Origin of the sequence: Streptomyces xiaopingdaonensis, from assembly GCF_000262345.1 — a bacterium.
GTDB lineage: Bacteria > Actinomycetota > Actinomycetes > Streptomycetales > Streptomycetaceae > Streptomyces > Streptomyces xiaopingdaonensis.
On record NZ_AJTQ01000081.1, the window covers coordinates 1 to 1,787 of the forward strand.

General features: G+C 65.4%; 1 protein-coding gene. It reads right to left on the reverse strand.

Translation table 11 applies throughout. The features are described 5' to 3' along the window. Positions 1-129: 129 nt before the first annotated feature. Complete coding sequence (locus tag UWG_RS0107010; RefSeq protein ID WP_029391232.1) at positions 130-1,656, reverse strand: alpha,alpha-trehalose-phosphate synthase (UDP-forming); 1,527 nt, start codon at positions 1,654-1,656, stop codon at positions 130-132. Between the last annotated feature and the right edge of the window lie 131 nt (positions 1,657-1,787).

Below are 1,787 nucleotides of genomic sequence, written 5' to 3' on the forward strand. Positions count from 1 at the left end.
CAGGCCCTGCGCGGGCCTGTGGCGTACGGGAGGGAAGCCCACAGTTCCGCGTAATGGCTGCCGTCTCAGCTCGTACCTGCACCGAACGGAAGGTTCGGTGATTCTGTGGGAGAGGTCCCGTTGCCTGGACTAACGGTCCATTCGCTTGAGCGCCTCGAGCTGCCCGAGAAACCAGTCGGTCGGAGGTAGCGCGGTGGCAGCCGCCGCCAGGCGCTGCGTATGCGACTTCTTCTCCGCCTCCGGAGCTTTCAGTGCATCGGCCAGAGCGCGAGCGGTGCCCTCTACGTCGAAGGGATTCACCATGTACGAGTCGTCTGCCAACTCGGCGGCGGCGCCGGACTCTCGGGAGAGTACGAGTGCGCAACCTTCGTCGGACACCACCGGCACTTCCTTGGCCACGAGGTTCATTCCATCCCGAATCGGGTTCACGAGAGCAACGTCAGCGATCCGGTAAGCAGCCAGTGAACGGGGAAAATCGTCCTGAACGTGGAGAATCACCGGGGTCCAATCGGGACGCCCGAAAGCTGAGTTGATCTCTTCGGCAACCCGTGCGACCTCATCCGTGTAGTCGCGGTAGATGGCGAGATCCTGACGGGACGGATAGGCGAATGCGAGGTGCACGACGCGTTCCCGCCACTCGGGACGGTCGGCGAGGAGCCGGCGGAACGCGTACAGACCCCGAACGATGTTCTTGGAGAGCTCGGTCCTGTCGACGCGCACGACGGTACGGCGTGCCACGCCCTGAGCTTCGCCGATCTGGGCGCGGAGTTGGCCGATCCGCTCGTCGACGTCAGATCGGTGCGCCCTTTCGTTGAGGAACTCGCCATCGGCTCCGAGCGCATGGACGCCGAGACGCGTGGTGCCTCCCTCGTGGTCCACCTGCAGTTCGTCGCCGTGCCTCGAGACCTTTGCGCCGAGCACGCGCGCGCAGCAGTCGGCAAACGCCTGTGCCCACCTAGATGTGAGGAAGCCCGCGCGGTCGGCACCGAGGATGCCGCGCAACAGACTTTCCGCCTCAGCGTCCGGGAGCATCGCGAAGTAGTCCGGTGGGGCCCACGGAGTGTGCGAGAAGTGACCGATGCGCAGGTCCGGACGGGCTTCTCGAAGAAGCGCGGGGACGAGAGACAGGTGGTAATCCTGTACGAGCACGACGGCGTTCTGTGCCGCCTCCGCTGCAAGGGCGTCGGCGAAAGTCTTGTTGTAGATCTCGTAGGCCTCCCATTCCTGGGAGAACTGCGAGTCGAACGCCGGCTCAAGAGGAGTCTGGTACAGCATGTGGTGGACGAACCAGAGCACGGAATTCGCGATGCCATTGTATGCGCCGGCAAAGACATCAGTCGGAATTTGGAGCATGCGCACGGCCTGCCCTGCGGTGTCCGTCGTATCCAAACGCCCATTGGAGCGCCGCGCGGCTTCGCGGTCCCCCTCGCTGAGGGCGGCGCACACCCAGATCGCGTCTGCGTCCGACCCGATGGCTGAAAGGCCCGAGACCAACCCGCCGCCGCCCCGTTTCACGGTGAGTGCGCGGCTCTCAGGGGAGCTGTCTCCGGACGTCCGACCAGTACCCGGGGCTGAGTCGTCGAACGAGTAACTCACAGGGCCTCTGTTCGACGCGACCAAGACCCGGGCTTGCCCCTCGGCGGCTGCAGCGACCATGAGCGGAGCTTAGCCTCACCACCTACCGCCCAAACGTACGAGACACGGGAGTGTGCCGTGTCCTCTCACACGGAGAGCCGTTTCCCTCGGGGCTCGGGGCTCGGGGCTCGGGGCTCGGGGCTCGGGGCTCG